This window comes from Microcoleus sp. LEGE 07076 (assembly GCF_015207455.1).
Lineage (GTDB): Bacteria > Cyanobacteriota > Cyanobacteriia > Cyanobacteriales > Microcoleaceae > Microcoleus.
The window spans coordinates 1-22,596 of sequence record NZ_JADEWV010000106.1 but is presented as its reverse complement, the minus strand read 5'-3'; the positions used below and the strand labels follow the sequence as shown (position 1 = coordinate 22,596).

Below are 22,596 nucleotides of genomic sequence, written 5' to 3'. Positions count from 1 at the left end.
GCTCTATAGCCCGTCCTGGACGGGCTATAGAGCCCATCCCACAAGAACAATAAAAATGGTAAGTTATTTAATTCTCATTCCTAAGATCGCACTTTTGTCGATCGCCCATCGGGAAAGTTGAGATCCAGAACGTTTGGGCCTATCCTATTAAGCTGAGGGCATCTCAAAACATCCGAGCTGCTAGCTCAGCCTTTGAGTCTCCAAAAATAATCAATAGCGATCGAAGTATTTTTAAGAAAATGACACAAAATCACAAGTCAACAGTTATCATCACCGGCGCATCCTCCGGCGTCGGCTTGTACGGCGCGAAAGCCCTCGCAGACAAAGGATGGCACGTAGTGATGGCCTGTCGCGACGTGCGGAAAGCTGGAGACGCAGCCCAAGATTTGGGCATACCTCAAGGCAGTTTCTCGATTATGCAAATTGACTTGGGAGATTTGGAAAGCGTGCGTCGGTTTGCGAGGGAATTCAAGGCCAGCGGCAGGCCTCTCGATGCTTTGGTGTGCAACGCGGCAATTTATATGCCTTTGATTAAAGAACCGCTGCGGAGCCCGGAGGGTTACGAGTTGACGATGATTACAAATCACCTCGGTCATTTCCTGCTGTGCAACTTGATGATGGAAAATATGAAGCCTTCCTACTATAACGATGCGAGAATCGTGATTTTGGGAACCGTGACTCACAATCCTGACGAGTTGGGCGGCAAGATTCCGCCGCGCCCTGATTTAGGAAATTTTGAGGGCTTTGAAGCGGGTTTTAAAGACCCGATTTCGATGGTTGACGGCAAGAAATTTGAACCTGTCAAGGCTTACAAAGATAGCAAAGTTTGCAACGTGCTGACGATGCGGGAATTGCACCGCCGCTTTCACGAATCTACGGGGATTAATTTCACTTCGCTGTATCCCGGATGCGTTGCGGATACGCCGCTGTTCCGCAATCACTATCCTTTGTTTCAGAAGCTGTTCCCGCTGTTTCAAAAGAATATCACGGGGGGTTACGTGTCGCAGGAGTTGGCGGGGGAAAGGCTGGCGATGGTGGTTGCCGATCCTGAATACAAGCAATCTGGCGCTTATTGGAGTTGGGGAAATCGCCAGAAAAAAGATGGCAAATCTTTTGTGCAGAAGGTTTCTCCGCAGGCGCGGGATGATGAGAAAGGATCTCGGATGTGGGAGTTGAGCGCTAAGCTGGTTGGTTTGGCTGACGCATCTCAAATGGGTGCTGCTACTGCGGGGCAGCACAGTTCAACATAACTGGTGGTACGATCGAATGAACCGCGTAGGCGCGAAGAAAGGCTTCGCCCGCGCTACAAGCGTCTTCGCGGTTGGTTGAGTCGATCCACGCCGGATTTTATATTACACGATATTTTTTCCGATCTGAACCCGGTTGATGTGTAAGTCTTGGGAATTGAATAGCAGTCGATCGACTTTTGAGTTGGTAACGTCGGCGAAACAATTTGCTGAGGCGGCTGTTGCTTTTTTTACTGTCAAGATTAATTTTTACTTGAGGGTGCTGACTTTCTAAAAATATTTTCCCCCACTTAAGCGAGATAATAATTAGATCCTATGGCTTGTCCCTCACAAAAACTATTTTTACTCGCTGGAATTTTTGGGTTGATTTGGTTGGGAAAACCAGCAAAAACATCCGCTAGCACAGTTGAAATTTTAACCTCAAATGTTGAGGATTTGGCAGCAGTCAGCAGCGGGGGCGACAGTAATTTTGACAGTCGCGAAGATTTAGCCACCGCTGAGGAGAAGACGCAGTTAACTGCTGATTCAGAACACTCGGTGGCGGCCCAAACTCCGGATTTACCTCTCAACAACAGTCAAGATGCCTGTTCTACAAAGAGTGAGTTTTCTTGTGGTGCGGGCATAGAACCCGATGTCAAATCTTACACTATTCTCAACAACAGGCAAGATGCCTGTTCCACAAAGAGTGAGTTTTCTTGTGGTGCGGGCAGGATGCCCGCCCCTACAAGGCTTATTGACAATGGTGCAACATCTCAGATTGATCGCACATTTAGCAAAAAAACTCAAAAAACCGACTTTTTTAACCGATCTCGAAAGCTAGAAGAAAATATTGACTTTAAAAAAACCGATTTGGGTATCAAAGCTTTGCAAGTGGCGCAACTGCCCAACCCAATTCAACCGAGAGAGCCGGAATTGCCTGCACCAACAGCACCGCAACCTCCCCCGCCGTCTCCCCTCCAACCAGCCCCGCTAACACCTGTTCCCGGCGACGCGAGACCGGGGATTCCAGGTACAATTCGGGTTTTGCGCTTTGAGTTTGAGGGCAACACTGCTTTTAGCGATCGCGAACTGGCAGAAGTTACGCAGCAATTTGCGGGGCGCCCCATCACTTTTGCCGAACTGATCGCAGCAGAAGCAGCCGTCACTCAAAAATACGTAGCAGCCGGATACATCAATTCCGGGGCTGTAATTCCCGCCAACCAAAGCTTTCCCAGGGAAGGAGGTGTGGTGAAAATTCGGATTGTTGAAGGCGGATTAGATGAAATTAAGATTGCGGGAAACAGGCGCTTGAATTCAAGTTACGTGCGATCGCGCCTCGAACGGGCTACCAGAAGGCCGCTAAATCGCGATCGGCTGCTGGAAGCCTTGCAACTGCTGCAACTCGACCCCTTAATTGCCAATATTTCCGCGGACTTGCAAGCCGGAAGCCGCCCGGAAAACAGCCGTTTGGAAGTGCGGATCGAAGAAGCAGACAGCCTCAGCGGCGAAGTGTTCGCAGACAATAACCGATCGCCCAGCGTCGGCAGTTTTCGGCGCGGTGTTCGCGTCAATCAAGCAAATTTGCTCGGTTTGGGCGACGGATTGGAGGTATCTTATGCTAACACCGACGGTAGCAATGAATTTAACGGCAGCTACACAGTCCCAGTCAACGCGCGCAACGGGACAATTCGGTTCGCTGCGGGCGCTGCGAGCACTAACATCATTGAGGAACCTTTCGATGCTGCCGAAATTGAGGGTAAATCGCGCACTTACGAGTTAACTTACCGCCAGCCGATTGTCGAAAAGCCCGATCGCACTTTTGCTGCGGGAGTAAGTTTATCGCGCCAAGAAAGCGATACATTGCTGTTGGGGGAACCGTTTGCGCTGTCGGCGGGAGCAAATGACCGGGGCGAAACGCGGGTGTCGGCGGTGCGGTTTTTTCAGGAATACGTGCAGCGGAATTTTCGACAAGTGATCGCGGCGCGATCGCAGTTTTCCCTAGGTACCAATTTGTTCGGCGCTACTGAGAACAATAGCGGCCCTGACAGCCGCTTTCTGGCGTGGCGCGGACAAGCGCAGTACGTGCGGCTGTTAGCGCCGGAAACCTTGCTGATAGTGCGTTCCGACATTCAATTAGCCGATCGCCCGCTGCTTTCTCTTGAACAAATCGGGATCGGCGGCGTTCAAAGCGTGCGCGGGTACCGCCAAGATTTGCTGTTAACTGATAGCGGTGCGATCGCCAGCGCGGAGGTGCGAATCCCTGTTTGGCGTGTCCCGAAAGTTAAAGGATTGTTGCAGGTGGCTCCGTTTATCGATTTTGGGGTAGGCTGGAACCATTCGGGGGAAAAAGCAAATTCTGAGTCTGACACGCTGTTGGGTGCGGGTTTGGGGCTGGTTTGGCAAATGGGCGATCGGTTGAATGTGCGTCTCGACTACGGTATTCCTTTGATAAATGCTCGAGGAGGCGATCGAACTTTGCAGGAAAAAGGCCTCTACTTTCGGATTAATTACTTTGCGTTTTAAATTGTAGGTTGGGTTGAGTGCGATCGAACGCTTCGTTTCGCCCAACACTTTCATCTTTAGCGCTGAGGGTCAAATTTGATTAAGTGGCGGTATCGATCGCACGATTAAACATTGTTATTCAGCGAGAGTTTGTACCACTCATAACGTTCGTAATCACCCGACTCAGATAATTTCTGTCAGTAACCATCATTCTTCAAAGTTCCGGTGCCTTGCGGTTGTTGGGCTGTTTTGTCACGTTACTGAATTATCTAATTTTGGTACGGTTGTCATTTTCAAAACTCATAGCTTTATACTCTACTTCCGAACCTACTGTTAGATCAAGCTGCGATGATTTTTCTTTAAATGCTTGATTGATGCTCTCTACTATTGAAAATATCAATCCTTCAGACGATCCTACTGGATAGACCAAAATGAGATCAATATCTTTGTAAATTTCTCATCTCAAATACGAACCAAATATATACAATTGAAAACCTAAAGGAACTGAGGCTTTACCAACCAGAGATTTTAAGCAGCTAAGACGGCTAGATTTCTCCTCTTGTAGTAGATAGTTCAGGAACTCATCACCATTTTTACGGATGGCACCCATGAATGTCCTAATCGTGAATAAGCCGATCTTATGGTCGATACAGAGGGCTTTGGCTTCCCACCTATAGCTCCCATAGCGGTTAGAGCAAATGATTGCATCAACCCCTGGATCAATCGCCATGATCTATTCAAACGTATATTCGGTAAAGAAATAAGTATTTGTCGCAAATACTCGAAGGCTGCGCTTATCCTTAAGCTCGACATCAAACATGGCTATATTGAGTTTCTCCATTCGCTGAATAAACGAGTGGTTTGCCAAGAACTTTTCGATGTAGGCTGAAACTGTCGCCTGTCTCTATTCAAGCTCTTTTTAGGGTCTATTCTCTCTATTTTCTACAGGTAGACCGAGGCTCTGTTTTATAAAGTTATCAAATTCTCTAGGAAATAGCTTGTAGTCGTTGACCTTCTTTTCCAACAGGCAGTTGTCTCGAAAGGAATCTACATCAAGTTTGTAGCCCATCATTCGCCTATACACTTCCCACGGATCAGGAAAATTTTTCTGATTAGCCTCAATTAACCCAATTATCCTTTGGTTGTTTGGAAGAATTGTGTCTAGGCAGCGTCGTCGCCAGATGGTAAGTGCATCACCCGAGGTTCCCTCCAATGCCTGATTTGAGAAAAAACCATATTCTTCAAAGATAACTTTATTCTCAACCAAAAACTCGTTAACTTGCTCAAGTAGTTCTCTTTCATTGTAAATCTGAGGATAATCAAAGAGTGAATTTATCTTCAGTTCGTGAGATGACTTCCATTCCTGCATGTGCTCGACAGGAAATTTATCCTCTAGCTCATCAACAACTTTGTGGCACTCCAGGCAAAGCATTACCAGATTAGCCATGCCATCTTTGTCAATATAGTTAGCGCTAGTTCATGCTCGCTCAGCGTGGCTTATGGGCCCTATCCCTGATGCAGCAAGCATTATAGGTGCGTTGTCACCCGTTAAGTTCCGAAACAATCGCAAAGCAGATCGACCCAAAAACTCAACAGCTAAAAGCAGGGGCTATTTGTCAATAGCCCCTGCTTTTACTAAAATCCGACTTATCTGAACCCGACAGCCGCTTGCCAAACAAAAGCCAGCAGCAAGAAAAACACGGGAATTACTGGCAAAACATTAACCAGCGGGTCAAAGATCGCATAAGCTTCGGGCAGTTTTGCTAAAAGTAATGCAGCTTCCATGAATCAACCTACCTATCCAACACAATTTTAATAATTGTCGCATATCTTCACCAAAGGAACTCATGATCGATCGACAGTTGGTGTCAGCCAGTGGGCAAACTCTTCTGTAAATCGATCGGCCAAAATCGCCTCCCGCATTTTTCCAGTAAAGCGAATCAACTCCGTCACGTTGTGCAGCGCCAGCAAAGTATAGCTGAGTGCTTCCTTAGCCCGCGCCAAATGAGCCAAATAAGCCCGACTGAATTTTTGGCAGGTATAGCAAGGACAAGACTCATCCAGCGGAGCAAAATCCTCCCGAAACCGAGCATTTTTCAAATTCCAGCGTTCCCCGCGCACAAAAGCTGTGCCGTGACGGCCCAGCCGAGTCGGAATCACGCAGTCAAACATATCTACGCCACTCGCCACCGCCAGCGCCATTTCCCGATAGGTGCCAATCCCCATCAAATAACGGGGTTTATTTGCTGGTAACAGGGGCGCAGTAACTCTGACAATCTCTGCAATCAAATCCCCCGATTCGCCGACGCTAACCCCGCCGATGGCATAACCGGGCAAATCCAAGTCTATCAACTGGTTCGCCCCGCGCGATCGCAAATCGGGGAAAACACCCCCCTGCACGATGCCGAACAAAGCTTGCTCCGGGCGCGAGTGAGCCTGCATACAGCGTTGCAGCCAGCGGTAAGTGCGGTTTGTCGCTGCCTCTACCTCGTCCCGTGTAGCGGGGTAAGGCGGACACTCGTCGAAGGCCATAATCACGTCAGCGCCCAACTCGTTCTGAATCTCGATCGATTTTTCCGGCGTTAAATTAATGATGCGGCCGTCGCGGGGAGCTCGAAAAGTCACCCCATTCTCCGAAATAGTCCGCATTTGGCTCAAGCTAAACACCTGAAAGCCGCCGGAATCCGTCAGAATCGGGCCCGGCCAAGCCATAAATTTGTGCAATCCGCCCGCGCCTGCGACAATTCGTTCCCCCGGCTGCAAGTGCAAGTGATAAGTATTCGCCAAAACCATTTGAGCTCCCGCGTCTTCCAGATGTGCCGGGGTCAAAGTTTTGACATTAGCCAGCGTCCCCACGGGCATAAACTTTGGCGTTTCCACAACACCGTGGGGAGTGCTAAAAACTCCTGCACGCGCTTGGGTGTGGCTGCAATTAGCCTGACATTTAAAAGCAAATCTCCCGTTGTCTTGAGTCATTAGTCTCCGACGATCGTTAACCGCTACTGGCCAGTCCGTGTTATCTACATCTATTGTTGTAGACATCGCGACCAAAAAAACCATCACCCCGCCCAAAAACGGAGACAAGTTTCCGACAATTGTCGTGGAGGGCAAAAATTTTAGACCTTAGTTCTACCTCCCAGATTCACGGCGCTGCGAGTAAATCTCAAATCTCAAATCTCAAATCCACTGACTGATGGTTAAAACGGGGAATCATCCTCATCGAATTGCAGATCCCAATTGCCTGAGAGTACCTGATCGACAACGGCATCCAAAGCCGCAGCATTTAAATTCCGGGCTACTTGCTCTTGCAAAGGATTGGAGAGGGGAATTAACCGCAACTGCCGCCCCTCTTGAATCAGGTCAAAATAAGCACCCTCGACCGGGGACTGTTTCAGTTCCAGGTAATCAAAACTATACACGTTCAAATAAAGCGCATTGTTGGCAATCAAGGTAGAACGGTGGGGGTTGGCGAAGACTTCGAACACATAACCTTCCCCTTCGCTGTAAATCTTGCCATCTTGGATGTGAAGGTAGCGGACACGTCCTAAATCAAACAGCAATCTTTTGATATCGCGCTTGTTGACGACAATGCCTGTATCGATTATGCAAGGAGCAACTACCCTGTTATTTAATTGGTCGTAACTCATGGAGCAAAAGCCTCTGTTATAGTATTTTCCCGTCTTGAAAATCAGCGAGTTATCTAGAATTCTGGATGCGGGAAATGCTGATCTTTAGTTTAGCCATTTTAGATAGGGATCTTCGGGAGCGCTGCCGGCAGAGGTTTTCTGGGGAAAATTGCTCGGACAGGAGGAACGCCCGATCCAAAAGACTAGGGTGTTTGTACAGTTCCAATTCTGGCACAGGCTAATCGATTGACAACTGCATATCAGATGAAAAACTTTCTATCTTATGGTGAATAATAAATTGGTTCGCTCTACGATCGACTTTTTCCGGAATCAAGGCGCTGCCATTGCCGCCGCAGTGGCTTTTTATACTTGTTTGCCGGTGCCTGTGTCTTGGACTTTGGAGTTTCGGGGCATTGCTCGCTTGGCGCCGGCGATCGGGCTTTCGATCGGGGGGATGCTGGGAGTGGCGGATCTTGGGTTGCAGTTGTTGGGAATGCCTGCTCTGACTCGATCGGCATTAGTAGTAGTTTTGGGTATTGCCATCACTGGCGGGCTGCACCTAGACGGGGCAATGGACGCGGCGGACGGGCTGGCCGTACCCGACCCGGTTCGCAGGCTGGAAGTGATGCGGGACAGCGTTACAGGGGCTTTTGGGGCAATGGCTGCGATCGCGATCGTCCTGCTGAAAACTGTCGCTCTTTCGGATTTGAATCACTACCGGTGGCTGGCTTTGATGGGTGTGGCGGGTTGGGGGAGGTGGGGCCAACTGGTGGCGATCGCCCGCTATCCCTATCTCCGGGCCGAGGGTAAGGGAGCTTTTCACAAAGAATCGATTTATTCACCTTTTGATTTTATTCCGGGAGTGCTGTTGTTGCTGAGTTTGAGCGTGCTGCAAGTTGTCTTGGATGGCGATCGGTGGCTGTTAGCGGTAGGGATGGCTTTGGGGGGAAGTGCGATCGGAATTTTTGCCGGAGCCTGGTTCAACCACCGTTTGGGCGGCCACACGGGCGATACTTACGGTGCTGTAGTGGAGTGGACTGAAGCTTTGTTGCTGTGTCTTTTGGCGGCTTTGGAAGGGTGAACTGTTGACTGTTGACTGTTGACTGTTGACTGTTAACTGTTAACTGTTAACTGTTAACTGTTAACTGTTAACAAATAACAAACAACAAACAACAAACAACAAACAACAAACAACAAATAACAAATAACAAACAACAAATAACAAATAACCAATAACAAATAACAAACAACAAATAACCAATAACAAATAACAAATAACAAATAACCAATAACCAATAACAAATTGTTGCCAGACTTTAGGGTATTGGTATTCGATCGGGTTTTTTGCTGTCAATTGTCCGCTGTTAGGCCCGAGCTCGATCGACTGCAGCCTGCAATTTTTCCCCCAGTATCCGAACGTGGGGCTCTTTTAACATCCCCAAATGGTCGCTATGGATTTCGTGAATCTCTATTCCTCCCTTCACTACTTCACTCCAACCCAATTCACGATCCGCACCAAACAAGATGGCGCTCTCAACTGCTTTGAAGATAGTCGCTTTACCAGAATAAACTCCCGCTACATATTGTCTCAATGCCTGTTGATTGAGCTCTCGATGAGTGAAGTTTTCTAGATAAATCGGCAAGGGACGCCCGCTCGATCGATAAAATTTGCACAATATTCTCCACTGAATCTCAGTAAGGCTTTCGATTTTCCCGATCAGATTGCTCTTTGCTTTGTTCAGAAATACACCAGGCGTAAGCTGTAAAACTTTCATCGTGCGTTGACTCTGCTTAATCTCAGGCAATTTTTTTACAGCATCCGGGCCGTAGGTATCCAACAATCCCAGCAAAGCTACCTTCTCACCTTTAGCATCAAGTTGCCGCGCCATCTCAAAAGCTACCGTCCCCCCAAAAGATACTCCTAACAAAAAATAAGGGCCGTATGGCTGAAAAGTTTGCATTTCTTTGATGTAATAAGCCGCCAATTCCTCAACGCGATTTGGAGGAGCCAGTTTTTCATCCATAATCTGAGTTGACAGTCCCAAAATAGCCTGCGACGGCTCCAAATAATTCAGCAAAGGACGGTAAAATTCTAATCCCCTGCCGAGGACGTGAATGCAAAACAGAGGAGGTTTGTAACTTGCTGTCCCCGGTTGAATAACTACCATTGATGGAGACGGAGACGACCATTCCGGTTCGCGGAGAATATCAGCCAATTGTTCGACTGTTGGCGATTGGAAAATCGCAGACAGCGGCAGCTTTTTGCCGAATACTTTTTCAATTTCTGCTAGCAACTGCGCTGCTAGCAGCGAATGTCCTCCCGCCTCGAAGAAATTGTCCCGGACACCAATTGAATCGATGCCTAAAACTTGCTGCCAAATTTCTGTCACCTGCGATTCTAACTTGTCGCGGGGGGCAACAGCGATTGTTTCATCGGGCGCAACGCTAGCAGATTGCCATTTTTGAGTGGTCAAAGCGCGGCGGTCAACTTTGCCGTTCGCGTTCAATGGCAAAGTATCGAGGAACGCAAAGCCAACGGGTATCATGTAGTCTGGCAGCCTCTGTTGCAGGGAACTCCGCAGGGTTGCTGCTACGAGAATTTTGCCGGGGCGGGGAACTGCATAAGCTGCCAGACATTTGTTACCGGAAGCATCTAACTGAACTGCAATTGCTACTTGAGCGATATCTGGATGTGCGGCTAATACTGCTTCAATTTCTGCGACTTCTATGCGGAAACCGCGAATTTTTACTTGATTGTCGGTGCGTCCGAGATATTCGATATTACCGTCGGGTAGGTAGCGGGCTAAATCTCCGGTTTTGTACAGGCGATTTGCATCATAATTAGGGCTGGCAACCGATCGCTCTTCGGCATTTTCCAATCCTTTTTCTGGGTTGATAAAAGGATTTGGAATAAACCTTTCGGCTGTCAAATCCGGGCGGTTGAGGTAGCCTCTGGCCAAGCCTGCACCGCCTGCGTACAATTCCCCGGGAACGCCGATCGGCACTGGCTGCAAGTGGGGATCGAGTATGTAAACTTGAGTATTGGCGATCGGTCTGCCGATCGGCACCGAATTGCTAATTTGACTGTCAGGGGCGATCGTAAAACAGCAAGTAAAAGTCGTATTTTCCGTCGGCCCGTAACCGTTAATTAATTTGCAGTTTGGAGCCTCTCTCAGCAATTTCTGGACGTGGGGAACAGATAAAACGTCGCCGCCGGCCAACAGTTGGCCGAGGCCCTTTAAATCCTCAATCCGCTCGTCCACCATCAAGTGAAACAGTCCGGCGGTCAGCCACAAAATTGTCACATTGTATAAGCGAATTGCCTCTCCCAGCTCTGCCAAAGACGGGCTACCGGGAGGGAATATCGCCAATTTCGCCCCGTTGAGCAGCGCTCCCCAAATTTCCAGCGTCGAAGCGTCGAAGGAAATCGGAGCCAGTTGCAGAAAGACTTCTGCGGCGCTGAGGCTGGCATAATTAGTGTCTTTGACCAGCCGCACTACGCTCCGGTGGACGACGCAAACGCCTTTGGGTTTGCCCGTCGAACCGGAAGTATACATCACATAAGCAAGATTTTCCGCATTCGCGAGATTGGCAGGATTTGTCTCACTTTGTGCGCTTATTTCCTCCCGCGCAGCCTCCAAACAAACTACTTTTGCTTGGTTTTCGGGAAGTTTTTCTATTAGATGTTGTTGAGTCAAAAGCACCGATATTTGGGCATCTGAAAGCATGAAATCCAGCCGCTCTTTGGGATAAGCGGGGTCTAAGGGCAGGTAAGCCGAGCCTGCTTTGAGAACAGCTAACAGCGAGACGATCGCATCCAGAGATCGATCGAAACAAACACCCACTAAAACTTCCGAGCCAGCCCCCAAAGTTTGCAAGTAATGGGCGAGTTGATTGGCGCGACAATTTAGCTGTTTGTATGTTAATTGTTGCTCTCCAAAAACTACCGCTACAGCATCGGGAGTTTGCTCTGCTTGAACTGCAAATAGTTGGTGAATGCAGGCAGATTCGGGATAATTTGTTTGAGTATTGTTCCACTCAACTAATAGCTGTTGTTCTTCCGCTGCCGTCAAAATTGGTAAGTTTTGCAGCAGGCAATTGGGATTAGCAACTATTCCCTCCAACAACGCCTCAAATTCAGCCATGCGACTGCGGATTGTCGCAGCATCAAACAAGTTAGTATTGTATTGACACTCCAACACGAGTTTGGTTTTTGTTTCGCTAGCATTCACCGCCCATTCAAAGTTTTCGCAAGTTCTCGGGTTCGAGAAAACTTCAGCTTTAAAACCATCAAAATTAAGCTGATCTTCCGCAAGCTGCACGTCCAGATTAAAAGTTACAGGAACTAAGGGAACGCGGCTGAAATCCCGCGGTATTGCTAATGTTTTTACCAGAGTACCGAAGGTAAACTGCTGGCGATCGATCGCATCCAAAACTGCCGTGCGGCGCGATCGCAAATAATCGAGAAAAGACTGTTCGCCGTTAATTTGAGTACGCAGCGGCAACAAGCTGACACAGTGTCCGGCAAGCTTGTCTTTGCCCCCAACAAGCTGTCCCGCCGCCGGCATTCCGACAACCAAATCCTCTTGTCCGCACAAGCGGTACATAAAAGCTTCAAAGCCAGCAAACAAAGTTGTAAAAAAACTGCAACCTGCTTTTTTGCCCAGGCGTTTGAGATTAGCAACCAAATCGGAATTGAGTTCCCAATCTTCCCGCGCGCCATTGTAAGTTCTCAAAGCAGGCCGCTGTCTGTCTGTCGGCAAATCCACCACCGGAATTGTGCCTGAGAACTGGTTTAACCAATACTTTTGGGCATCAATCACTTCGGGAATTGTTGCTTGTTCTTCTTGTAAAACTGCGTATTCTATAAAGCTTTCTGGTTGGGGAAGATTGGCCGCAATGCCTTGATTTTTGGCAGAATAAATTTCCCCTAAATCCGGGAATAAGATGCCCCAAGACCAGCCATCGCAAATGATGTGATGTCCGGTAAGAATAATTATATGTTCCTGTTCTTCCAGCTTAATAATTTGACTGCGAAACAGCGGCCCGCAGACTAAATTGAAAGGTCGATCGACTTCTTCGCGGCGTAAATATGCTAGCTTGGATTCGCGAGCGCGATCGTCCAAAATTGACAAGTCGATCGTCGGAATATCGAGTGCGATGGACGACGAAATGCAAAGAGTCGATCCGTTAGGGCTAAATGTCGATCGTAGCGCCTCGTGTCGCTGCACCAATTCCTCAATTGAAAAACGGAGAGATTCAACATCGAGATTTCCTTGCAATCGCAGACAAATCGACTCATTGTAAGCACAATTTGCCTCGTTTCCCATTTGCACGGCAATCCAGATTTCCTTTTGCGCTTCTGTCGCGGGTACGCAAGCAAAAAGTTCTCCGCCTGCGAAAGGATCGAAGTCTACAGCGGTTAGTTTTGGTGGTAAATCAGCAATTGTTTTTATCATTAGTTAACAGGTGAAAAATCGGATACTTTTTTTTACCGCAGAGGGCGCTCTTGGCGCAGAGGGAAGAGGGAAGAGAGGTCTTGTGGTAATGTCAAATCCAGTACAGTCAGCTCGCTCGAATTTCTCTCTTCTTTCTCTGATTTCTCTGCGTTTTCTGTGGTTAGATATTTGAGATGTTAAATCTTAAGATAAGCTTTCTCCTACTTGTAAATGTTTGCCCGATCGCTCTGGATCTTCGATGTACCAAGCTGGCTTTCCGTCGGAATCTCGCCCTAATTTGGCACCGGGTAGGGGAGCATTGTTTGCGAAGGCAGTTGACGATTTCGATCCGTTTTGATGCAAATCCATCGCCCTCACAGTTTCCCCGGATCCACTGGCTAAAAATCTGGCTGACTGCAATTCGGCAATACTTTGCTTAAATGCTTCTTTGATAAAAGCAATATCTGTTTCGGAATGCGCTAGCGTCAAAAAACACGGGCGGTGATCCCAAATGTGAATGCCTTTTTCTCGCAGCATATAGAACAGCAATTCTCCATGCAGAAACTCTTGCGGGTAGGTGATTTTGAACAATGAACCGAAGTTTTTCACTGCAAAAGGTGCTTGTTGGCGATCGAATATTGCGTTCAATTCTGCAACTAATTTGTCAGTTTTGGCATTGAGCTCGCGCTGCAAGGAAGCGCCGCCCCGTTTCAAGTATTCGAGGGATGCTTTGGCTGCTGCTAAAGTCAGCGGGTGGCGCACAAAAGTTCCGGCAAAATAGGTAACGCCTACTTGTGGGAAAGAGTCGTCTCCGAATTGCCATAATCCGCCGTCTAATGCGTCCATCCAAGCCGATTTGCCCGCAATTACCCCGATCGGCATTCCGCCACCGACAACTTTGCCGTAGGTGCCGATATCTGCTTGTACGCCGAAATATTCTTGGGCGCCGCCCGGTGCTACTCGGAATCCGGTAATCACTTCGTCCATAATGAAGGCGCAACCGGCTTGTTCGGTAATTCGTCGCACTTCGTGGAGGAATTCTCGCGGTTGCAAGTCGGGACGGCGACTCTGTACGGGTTCTACCATGATGGCTGCAAATTCGCCCGCCCGTGCTTTGAGGATTTCCAGGGATTCGGGTTCGCCGTAGTCGAGGATCAGGGTATTGTCAACGGCGGATTGCGGAACTCCGGGGGCTGCGGGGAGCGATCGCAATTTCTTAGTTCCGCGCACGATTACTTCGTCGAAATTTCCGTGATAGTCTCCGGTAAACATGACGATCGTATTGTTGCCGGTGACGGTGCGGGCGATTCGCATTGCGCCCAAAACAGCTTCAGAACCGGTATTGCAGAAGGCGACGCGATCGTGTTTGGTCATTTCGCACACGAGCTCGGCAACTTCCCCGGCTAGCGGTGTTTGTGGCCCGATTTCAAAGCCTAATTGCATTTGGGCGGCGATCGCTTCTGTGATAAATGGCGCTGAATATCCGAAAAAGTTCGACCCGAAACCGTTGGTTAAATCCACATACTCGTTACCGTCTTCATCCCAAAGTTTGGAACCGGACGATCGCACCGTCACGATCGGATAAACCAATTCTTTCATCGTGCGGTTAAACCCCGAAACTACTCGCGGATCGGCGAGGTGGTGGCGGTGTTTCTGGGCGTACTGTTTGGATTTTTGAGTGCGCGTCGTGTATTTATTGACAAACGCTTCTAAATATGTTGCTTGCGATGCAGTTAAGCCACCGCGATCGGATGTGTCGATGCGGGCGGCAGCCCCAAATACTTTTTTGGGTTCGGTGGGTTCGGTGGATGGTGCTGCTATTGGTGCTGCTGTTGGTGCGATCGCGCTGCCGTTATTCTGGGATTGGGGGATATTTGGAACTGGTGCGATCGGCTGCGAGGGGGCAGGCACGGGGGCACTGCCCCTACCGTTAGTTGTCGGTGCCGGCTGTGCAGGAACCAAACCAGCGCCCCCCAACAGTTCTAGCTGGCGCGACATAATCTGCAACTGCTGGCCGATCAGGTATTCGAGATTGCCAGACTGTACGGGAATCGCTATTTGGGTCGCAATTGGGGCAGGCACGGGGCTAATGGGATGGGGCAAAGGATTTGCAGGCGCGCTGACTGCAACAGGGACTGCATTTGATGCCATCGGTGCGGGTTCTGGTGAGGGCGCGACTTGCAAAACGGCAGGAGTTGCAGGCAAAACCTCCGGCGGCAGATTGCCATCGATAAATTCAGATAAAGTGCTGAGAGTCGGGAAAGTTTCTAATAGCTGGCGGAAGGTAATTTTGATGCTAAATTCTTTTTGCAAATTCAGCGCTACTTGAGTTAAAGACAGAGAGTCTAAACCCATTTCCAGGAAAGTTAAATCCTCGTCAACACTGTCTAAATCTTCGCCAGAAGTTTCTTCGAGGATGTTTTTGATTTTCGGGATGAGTCTGTACTTGCGATCGGGTTTGGTTTCTACTTGTAAATTTGGCATTTGTAGTTGATTGTTGACTGTTGAGTGTTGACTGTTAACTGTTGACTGTTGACTGTTGGGAATTGGGAATTGGGAATCGGGAATCGGTAATTGGAAATTCTCCCCCTCTCCCCTCATCGGTTCGATCCAGAAGCGCTTGCTCTCGAAAGGATAAGTCGGCAATGGAATGCGATCGCGCGTTTCTTCTTGATAAAAACTCTGCCAGTCGATCGATACTCCACAAAGCCAAAGCTGTCCGATCGCGCTTAACAAAGCACTCCATTCAGCTTGATTTTCGGCATTGTCGCTGAGTGAAGAAATCGCGACTTGCTGTTTCAAATCCTTTGATTGTTTGCGAGCTAAAGTAGCAGCCGTTGTTCTCGGCCCAACTTCCAAAAGAATCCGATTTGGGTCTTGCCACAGTTCTTTTATCCCGTCAGCAAAACGCACTGTCGCTCGCAAATGCCGCGCCCAATACATCGGCTCTGTTGCTTGTTCTGCGGTGATCCAACTAGCAGTTACAGTGGAAACAAACGGGATGGTTGGCGGCGATAACTTGACTTTTTTGACGCATTCAGCGAATGGTTCGACGATCGAATCTACCATCGGGGAATGGAAAGCGTGGGAAGTGTGCAGGTGTTTGCAAACAATCTTTTCGCTGGCTAATTGCTGTTCAAAAAGTGCGATCGCCTCTGTCGGCCCAGAAACCACGCACAAATCCGGCGCATTCACCGCCGCCACTGCCAAATCCCCACTCAATCGCCCTTCGACTTGCGCCGCCGGCAACCGTACCGACAGCATGGAACCACCGGGCAAATCTTGCATCAAGCGCCCCCTCGCAGCCACTAGCATCAGCGCATCTTCGAGGGAAAACACGCCTGCGATCGTTGCCGCTACAAATTCGCCGATGCTGTGTCCGATCGCACCTTGGGGAATAACGCCCCAACTTTCCCACAGCTTGGCCAGCGCGTATTCTACGGTAAATATCGCAGGCTGAGTCAGGAAAGTTTGGCGGAGAGATTCGGCGGCTGTCGCTTCATCGCTACCGGGATACAGCACTTTTCGCAAATCTCGATCGAGGTGCGGCTGCAAAATTTCGGCGCATCGATCGACCGTGGAGCGGAATACTGGCTCAGATTCGTACAAATTCAAGCCCATATTGACGTATTGCGCTCCTTGTCCGGGAAACATGAAGATTACCGCCGGATTTCTCGCTTCGGCGCAGCGGGTTGCTGTACGCAACGGTGGCAAGGATTCGAGTAGCTGCACGGCATCGGTGCGATCGCTACAAACAGCAAAACGTCGGTAATTGAAGGCTTGCCGCCCGGTTTGCAGGGTGTAAGCAACATCGGCGAGATCGATTTCTGAATTTTGGGCGAGGTGCGATCGCAAATTTGCGGTAGCGGAGTCCAAAGCGGATGCTGTTTTTGCCGACAACAGCAGCAACTGTCGCGGGCGAGAAAAGCTCGAAGGTTCCAGCGCGGGCGCTTCTTCGAGGACGACGTGAGCGTTGGTGCCACCCACGCCAAACGAGCTAACTCCGGCTCTTCTGGGCGTTTTACCTGCTTTCCATTCCGAGAGTTCGGCGTTGACGTAGAAGGGGCTGTTGGCAAAGTCGATCGCGGGATTTGGTGTTTCGTAGTGAAGGGTAGCGGGTATTTGCTGGTGTTTGAGGGCTAAAGCTGTTTTAATCAGCCCCGTGACTCCGGCGGCGGCGATCGTGTGTCCGAAGTTGCTTTTGATGGAGCCGATCGCGCAAAATTGTTTGGCTGAGGTTTTCAAGGAAAAAGCCTGAGTCAGTGCTGCTATTTCGATCGGATCGCCCAGGGGAGTTGCCGTGCCGTGGGTTTCGACGTAGGATATCGTTTCGGGATCGATGCCGGCCATCGCCTGGGCCATCGCGATCGCCTCTGCTTGTCCGTCTACGCTGGGCGCTGCAAAGCTGACTTTGGCCGCCCCGTCGTTATTGAGCCCGACTCCGCGAATTACGGCATAGATTGTATCCCTGTCCGATCTCGCCTCTTCCAAACGCTTGAGTACCACAGCCCCAGCAGCGTTGCCAAAAACAGTTCCTTGGGCCGCTTCGTCGAAAGGTTTGCAGTGTCCGTCGCCCGAAAACATCCCTCCTTCTTGATACAAATAACCGCTATTTTGGGGAGTTGTAATTGATATCCCGCCCGCCAAAGCTAAATCGCATTGATAGCTCATCAAAGCATAAAAAGCTTGACAAACTGCAACTAATGATGTAGAGCAAGCCGTATGGACGCTAACGCTGGGCCCTTTGAGATTGAGTTTGTAGGAAGTGCGGGTAGCGATGTAATCTTTTTCATTTCCTACCATTACCTGAAACTCGCCCGCGCGGGAAATTACATCCGATCGTCCGGCGATGTTGTTGGGAAAATAGGTATTGTTGCCCGTGCCGGCGTAAACTCCGATCGAGCCGTTGAAAGTATTTGGATCGCAGCCCGCGTTTTCTAAGGCAGCCCAAGCTATTTCTAAGAATACTCGCTGCTGCGGATCGGTAATTTCGGCTTCGCGGGGACTCACCCCAAAAAATGCTGCATCAAAGCGATCGGCCCCGTCAATAATGCCTCTAGCTTTGACGTAATTTGGATCTTGTCTGAGATTGGGGTCAATGCTGAGGTCTAGTTCCGCGTCGCTGAACAACGTTGTAGACTCGACTCCGCCGCACAAATTCTGCCACAATTCTTCGATGTTTGCAGCACCGGGAAAGCGGCCAGCCATCCCGATAATCGCAATGCCTTCAAGTTCTGAGTTTTCTTGGGAATCAGTTGTATCAGTCATAAGTTAGGTTAAATTTATTTAATTCAACTTCAAACAAAGAAATTAGGCCAGGAGCGATCGATCGCAGCAGGCGGGGAGAGTGAAGCATTTGGACATAAAATCTGTAAGTTTTCGGCATAAATTGTCGCCCAAATGCTTCACACCTAAATCTATAGAACAGCTTGAGATTGTTTTTGCCAGATGTCTAATGACTACTGACTAACGTCGTTTAGTGAATTGTTTTGATCGATTAAAAGCAGCTTTTTGTCGATCGGCCCTGTCTTGAATTTTGTTGGGGGGTTCCTTCGCACTCTGTCCCCGATCTAAAAAATTTGCCAATTGGGCGATCGTCGGATGCTGGAACAATTTCACCACTGGCAAGTCCATACCTAATAGAGTCCGCACTTGCACGACAACTTGCAGAGTCATCAGAGAATTCCCTCCAATCTCGAAGAAATTGTCGTGAATTCCCGCCCGATCGATCTTCAGCAACTTAGACCAAACACCCGCTAACACTCGCTCCAACTCGGTTTGCGGTGCCGCATAACTCTGCGACTGTTCTTGTCGCTGTGGTTCGGGGACAGGCAGGGCGCGGCGGTCAATTTTTCCGCTGGGTGTCTTCGGCATGGTTTCCACAGTCACAAACACCGCAGGCACCATGTAATCTGGGAGTCGCCCTTGCAAGTAGGCGCGGAGTTCGGCTGTTGCCAATTCCTCCTGCGAATTGACTGCTAGATAAGCTACCAATCGTTTGTCTCCCGGCGAGTCTTCCCGTGCTAGCACCACAGCTTGTTTAATTGCCGGATGTTTTGCCAGTGCAGTTTCGATTTCTCCCAACTCAATGCGGAAGCCCCGAATTTTGACTTGCCCGTCAATCCGCCCGATGTACTCAATGTTACCGTCGGGCAGGTAGCGGGCTAAATCTCCGGTTTTGTAAAGCCGATCTTCTGAAGGCAGAAGAGAAAAATCTGATTCCTGTTCGACGGTGGCGGGTATTTCACTGTGTTTAAGAGGATTAGAAATAAATTTTTCAGCAGTCAACTCCGGGCGGTTGAGGTAGCCCCGCGCCAAACAGATGCCCCCGATGTGCAGTTCCCCCGGTACGCCTATCGGTACAGGCTCACCATTCTGGTGTAACAAATATATCTGCGTGTTGGCAAGAGGGCGGCCGATCGCAGGTAGTGCTGGCCAATTTTCCGGCGGGCCGCTGAGGGTATAAGCTGTAACGACATGACTCTCGGATGGGCCGTATTGATTGTGCAGCGTACAATTTTCTAGCTGCTGAAAGAAACTGGTTATATAACGATTGACTTGCAACTGTTCGCCGGCGGTAACTACTTCGCGCAGCGATTTTGGTACTAGTTTGTAGGTATCGGCAGCTTCGGCTAAGTGTTGCAGGGCGATGAAAGGGAGAAACAATCTTTGAATTTTTTCTCTCTCGATTAGCTGCAACAAACTTTGGGCATCTCGCCGGATTTCTTCGGTGATGAAAACGAGAGTACCGCCGCTGCACCAAGTACAAAACATTTCTTGAAATGAGACATCGAAGCTGAGAGAGGCAAATTGCAATGTTTTAGCCCCGCCTTCGAGGGTGGAGTTTTGCAGTTGCCACGCAATTAGGTTGACTAGGGCGCGGTGGGGGAGGAGCACTCCTTTGGGTTTGCCCGTGGAGCCGGATGTATATATTGTATATGTTAAGTTTTCGGGCGAGACGCTGCTAGCTGGGTTTTCCGTGCTGCAATCGGCGATATCTTGCCAGTTTGAGTCCAAACAAACGGTGCGGGCTTGATGTTCTGGCAAACTTGAAACTAAGTGAGACTGTGTGAGTATAACCGGAGTTTGGGTGTCGCCTAACATGAAAGTCAGCCGTTCTTTGGGGTAGGCTGGATCGATCGGCACGTAGGCCCCACCTGCTTTAAGAATGCCTAAAACTGCGATCGCCATTTCTAAGGAACGTTCCATGCAAATAGCAACTAAAACATCTGGCCCAACGCCTAATTTCTGCAAGTAATGAGCGAGTTGATTGGCTTGGGAATTGAGTTCGCGGTAGGTGAGTTGCTGTTGGGACTTGTGGGGAAAAATGGCAGCAATCGCATCGGGAAATCTCTCGACTTGCGCTTCAAATAATTGGTGGACGCATTTGTCTTGCGGATAATTTGCCTCAGTTTGATTCCACTGCTGCAATTGAGCAAGTTCGGCTGCTGTCAGCATTGACAATTTGCCGATTTTCTGCTGGGGATTGGCGGCGATACTTTCTAGCAAAGTTTGCAGGTGTCCCAACATTCGGGTAATGGATCTCGGATCGAACCGATCGCGATCGCCCGCAATTTTCAGCAGCAATTCGTCTCCGCCATATCCGTAAACTGTTAGGGGAAAACTCGTCTGTTCTAAAAGTTGAAATTCTCGGTGTTTCCAGTTGTCGCCTAGAGATTGCAAAGCTGCATTTATCGGAGTTTTTTCAACTACTACCAAGCTTTCAAACAAAGCTGTGCTGCGGGGAATTTCGCTCCATTCTTGAGTTGTTGCCAGCGGCACGTTACCGTGTTCTTGCAATGCAGTCCATTGATTTTGCAGTTGTTTTAGCCAGTCTATAGCTGCCAAATCGGGAGATACAATCACCCGTAACGGCAGGGTATTTATAAATAATCCTACGGCAGATTCATCGTTTTCTACAGCTTGCGATCTTCTGTTAAAAATAGAGCCAAATACTACATCTTCCAAACCGGAACAGCGGCTCAAAAGTACAGACCACGCTCCTTGCAGTAGGGTATTGAGAGTGATTTGGTGTTCTTTGATTAGGGAGTTTAATGCTGCTGTAACAGTGCTAGAAAGTCGGATTTCTGGCGTTGTCAGGGACAGGCAATATGCCTGTTCCACAACTGATGATTTTTCTGCTGGGGCGGGCATCTTTGTCGCCCTGGAAACATCGCCAACCAAAGGAGTAGGAGCGCTGAAACCGCTTAAGTATTGTCTCCAAAATGTTTCTGCTTTCGAGATGTCTTGCTGCATCCACTCGATGCAATCTCGATCGCACCTAGGCAGTTTTAATTCTAATTTTCCATCGCCCGCCAGAGATTCGTACAAACTAAAAACTGCTTGCAAAACAGTTATTGCTGAGGTACTGTCGAGCAAAATGTGGTGATAAGTCCAGATTAGTTTGTACTCTGTTTCTGCAATGTGGAACAAAGCCAAACGCATCAGCGGGGGTTGACTGAGGTCAAATCCTTGCAGGCGATCGGCTTGCAAATAAGCTGCGAGTTGGTTTGTGCGATCGCCCTCAGACAAATTGCGCCAGTCTTCGTCAACAATTGGCACTTCAACTTGTGGGTGTACCGTTTGCACCGGCACTTCTCGATCGAACCAACAAAAACTCGTTCTCAAAATTGGATATTGATCGACTATTTGCCGCCAAGCTTGCACAAACTCTGCCACATTCAACTTTTCGCAGAGGGTACAGACTACCTGTTCGATATCTACTCCTGACTGTTGGGCTGAAAGACTGTCGAACAGCATCCCTTGCTGTATCGGTGAAAGTCGATCGGCATATTCACTATCAGGTGTTACGGATTGCGGGCGATCGGCTGCTGGAAATAACATATTTATCTACAAGTATTGATGAAAATAATTTTGACCAACTGTAGCGATATTTTTAAGACTTTTTCAATTAACTAATTCATGCCAAAGCACGATTGAACCATCGCTACTGTACATCAGAACATTGTGTTTTTGGCTGTAATATTTCTCGTCTCAGCCGATGTTAACTTAAACTCTACCGCCATGTAAAGTATCACAGATACATTTATACCGATAGCGCCGCCTCATAGCATTTCCCGTTCAGCAACCGTGTAATTCCCCAGCGTGTAAATATTACAATTGCTTAATATTCTGTTGGCGATCGACTTGCTTTTGACTTCCATCGAGGACAACTCAGAGCTTCTTCCTGGCGGTATAATAGGCGGAAATCCGCACTCAACAGCAAGGATTTTCATCCTGCTTGCTAGCAATCGCCGCGCTAAATTGGGTACAGCAAAGTTCAACTTTTAAATAAAGCTATGGGATATTTGATTGGTGCGATCGTCCTGGGAATGTTGGTTTGGGCTGGTGTCGAGATCGTGCAAACAGTCCGCAACTGGGGGCAGAATCAATCTGAGTTTAACGGGAAGATGCAAGCTGAAATGGGGCAGTACGAAGCTAATGGTTTTGTAGCTGACGGCGCGATCGACTGTGGAGCAAAAACAGTCGAAAACGCACTCCACGCCAGTCACTGCGCCGCCGAAGTCACCGCTTGTGAAACTGCTGCAAGTGCGATCGGTCATACTGTAGAAAGCTTATCGCACCTGCTGCAGCATTAATATCCTGTCCACAGTCACCACCACAATTAAATAGGTTCGATCGTTCGGACTTCAGTCCTCTCTCCTTTGATGAGGACTCAAGTTAATTGTTGCGGTAGGGTGCGTCAGACTTGAAAATCTCAATCAGCAGCGAAAGTATCATTCTGACGCACCGTTTATTCCCAGGTGCGAACAGAAATTGTTGCGGTAGGGTGCGTCAGACTTG

12 protein-coding genes are annotated in these 22,596 nt (G+C 48.8%); 4 read left to right on the top strand and 8 right to left on the bottom strand.

Features of this window, described 5'->3' with window-relative positions; translation table 11 throughout:
• Positions 1-239 precede the first annotated feature (239 nt).
• Entirely contained in the window at positions 240-1,250 is a 1,011-nt protein-coding gene (locus IQ270_RS17705) for a protochlorophyllide reductase (protein ID WP_193974465.1), read from the top strand.
• A gap of 102 nt (positions 1,251-1,352) precedes the next feature.
• On the opposite strand, the gene IQ270_RS31965 is transcribed toward IQ270_RS17705, so the two are convergent.
• Positions 1,353-1,487 carry a hypothetical protein gene (locus IQ270_RS31965; RefSeq protein ID WP_255532459.1) on the bottom strand — a complete coding sequence of 45 codons (135 nt, stop codon included), beginning with the start codon at positions 1,485-1,487 and terminating at the stop codon, positions 1,353-1,355.
• A 75-nt stretch (positions 1,488-1,562) separates the two neighbouring features.
• Between IQ270_RS31965 and IQ270_RS17700 the strand changes: the two genes are divergently transcribed.
• Positions 1,563-3,749, top strand: a complete 2,187-nt coding sequence (locus tag IQ270_RS17700; RefSeq protein ID WP_193974464.1) for a ShlB/FhaC/HecB family hemolysin secretion/activation protein — start codon at positions 1,563-1,565, stop codon at positions 3,747-3,749.
• A gap of 898 nt (positions 3,750-4,647) precedes the next feature.
• Here IQ270_RS17700 and IQ270_RS17695 read toward each other — a convergent pair.
• The 4 genes from IQ270_RS17695 to IQ270_RS17680 form a co-directional block, all read right to left on the bottom strand.
• Positions 4,648-5,175 carry a hypothetical protein gene (locus tag IQ270_RS17695; protein ID WP_193974463.1) on the bottom strand — a complete coding sequence of 176 codons (528 nt, stop codon included), beginning with the start codon at positions 5,173-5,175 and terminating at the stop codon, positions 4,648-4,650.
• 200 nt (positions 5,176-5,375) lie between these two features.
• Positions 5,376-5,513 carry a photosystem II reaction center protein K gene (locus IQ270_RS17690; RefSeq protein ID WP_068815178.1) on the bottom strand — a complete coding sequence of 46 codons (138 nt, stop codon included), beginning with the start codon at positions 5,511-5,513 and terminating at the stop codon, positions 5,376-5,378.
• 60 nt (positions 5,514-5,573) lie between these two features.
• A complete protein-coding gene (gene tgt / locus IQ270_RS17685; RefSeq protein WP_193974467.1) occupies positions 5,574-6,704 on the bottom strand; it encodes a tRNA guanosine(34) transglycosylase Tgt in 1,131 nt (376 codons plus the stop codon).
• A gap of 221 nt (positions 6,705-6,925) precedes the next feature.
• Positions 6,926-7,375: a hypothetical protein gene (locus IQ270_RS17680; RefSeq protein WP_193974462.1), complete on the bottom strand. Its 450-nt coding sequence runs from the start codon at positions 7,373-7,375 to the stop codon at positions 6,926-6,928.
• 262 nt (positions 7,376-7,637) lie between these two features.
• Here IQ270_RS17680 and cobS point away from each other — a divergent pair, with 262 nt between their 5' ends.
• Entirely contained in the window at positions 7,638-8,435 is a 798-nt protein-coding gene (gene cobS, locus IQ270_RS17675; RefSeq protein WP_193974461.1) for an adenosylcobinamide-GDP ribazoletransferase, read from the top strand.
• 283 nt (positions 8,436-8,718) lie between these two features.
• Here cobS and IQ270_RS17670 read toward each other — a convergent pair whose 3' ends face one another.
• The 3 genes from IQ270_RS17670 to IQ270_RS17660 form a co-directional block, all read right to left on the bottom strand.
• The gene (locus tag IQ270_RS17670) at positions 8,719-12,813 is read right to left on the bottom strand and encodes a non-ribosomal peptide synthetase (RefSeq protein ID WP_228056465.1); all 4,095 of its coding nucleotides are present in this window, start codon (positions 12,811-12,813) and stop codon (positions 8,719-8,721) included.
• Between the two features lie 183 nt (positions 12,814-12,996).
• Positions 12,997-18,060 (bottom strand): type I polyketide synthase, encoded by a 5,064-nt coding sequence (locus tag IQ270_RS17665; protein WP_193974460.1) that lies wholly within the window; start codon positions 18,058-18,060, stop codon positions 12,997-12,999.
• A 198-nt stretch (positions 18,061-18,258) separates the two neighbouring features.
• Positions 18,259-21,636, bottom strand: a complete 3,378-nt coding sequence (locus tag IQ270_RS17660) for a non-ribosomal peptide synthetase (RefSeq protein ID WP_193974459.1) — start codon at positions 21,634-21,636, stop codon at positions 18,259-18,261.
• 455 nt (positions 21,637-22,091) lie between these two features.
• Between IQ270_RS17660 and IQ270_RS17655 the strand changes: the two genes are divergently transcribed.
• Positions 22,092-22,391 carry a hypothetical protein gene (locus IQ270_RS17655; RefSeq protein ID WP_193974458.1) on the top strand — a complete coding sequence of 100 codons (300 nt, stop codon included), beginning with the start codon at positions 22,092-22,094 and terminating at the stop codon, positions 22,389-22,391.
• Positions 22,392-22,596 lie beyond the last annotated feature (205 nt).

Coding starts and splice junctions, on each gene's coding strand:
- IQ270_RS17705 (WP_193974465.1), top strand. CDS start 240: ATGACACAAAATCACAAGTCAACAGTTATCATCACCGGCGCATCCTCC.
- IQ270_RS17700 (WP_193974464.1), top strand. CDS start 1,563: ATGGCTTGTCCCTCACAAAAACTATTTTTACTCGCTGGAATTTTTGGG.
- IQ270_RS17695 (WP_193974463.1), bottom strand. CDS start 5,175: ATGGCTAATCTGGTAATGCTTTGCCTGGAGTGCCACAAAGTTGTTGAT.
- IQ270_RS17690 (WP_068815178.1), bottom strand. CDS start 5,513: ATGGAAGCTGCATTACTTTTAGCAAAACTGCCCGAAGCTTATGCGATC.
- tgt (WP_193974467.1), bottom strand. CDS start 6,704: ATGACTCAAGACAACGGGAGATTTGCTTTTAAATGTCAGGCTAATTGC.
- IQ270_RS17680 (WP_193974462.1), bottom strand. CDS start 7,375: ATGAGTTACGACCAATTAAATAACAGGGTAGTTGCTCCTTGCATAATC.
- cobS (WP_193974461.1), top strand. CDS start 7,638: ATGGTGAATAATAAATTGGTTCGCTCTACGATCGACTTTTTCCGGAAT.
- IQ270_RS17670 (WP_228056465.1), bottom strand. CDS start 12,813: ATGATAAAAACAATTGCTGATTTACCACCAAAACTAACCGCTGTAGAC.
- IQ270_RS17665 (WP_193974460.1), bottom strand. CDS start 18,060: ATGACTGATACAACTGATTCCCAAGAAAACTCAGAACTTGAAGGCATT.
- IQ270_RS17660 (WP_193974459.1), bottom strand. CDS start 21,636: ATGTTATTTCCAGCAGCCGATCGCCCGCAATCCGTAACACCTGATAGT.
- IQ270_RS17655 (WP_193974458.1), top strand. CDS start 22,092: ATGGGATATTTGATTGGTGCGATCGTCCTGGGAATGTTGGTTTGGGCT.